Below are 267 nucleotides of genomic sequence, written 5' to 3'. Positions count from 1 at the left end.
CTTAGGTGGAGCGAAAGAAGATTACTGCTTAGGAATTGCACCTACAGGTATTGGTACAATTGGAACATTACTTCACTTAATCGTGGCAGTAGTTAGTTCAAGAATGACTTCAGAACCACCACAAGAGATTCAAGATCTAGTTGAAAAGATCAGCATTCCTTCAGGTGCTGGTGAGGCAATTGATCACTAAAACCTCCTAAAAATCAACCGTCGGGTTGGCTTTTTTTTATTATATTATTTTCTATTAACTAAGTTTTTAATTAATAG

At 36.0% G+C, this 267-nt stretch carries 1 pseudogene; it reads left to right on the top strand.

Annotated features, from left to right (window positions below):
- Positions 1-190 (top strand): annotated as a pseudogene (locus tag ETC27_RS18480) (cation acetate symporter); the annotation flags it as partial.
- Between the last annotated feature and the right edge of the window lie 77 nt (positions 191-267).

This window comes from Onishia niordana, from assembly GCF_004798965.1.
GTDB classification, from domain to species: Bacteria; Pseudomonadota; Gammaproteobacteria; order Pseudomonadales; family Halomonadaceae; genus Onishia; species Onishia niordana.
Note: the sequence above shows the minus strand (reverse complement) of the source record. Positions and strands in the feature narration are given on the sequence as shown.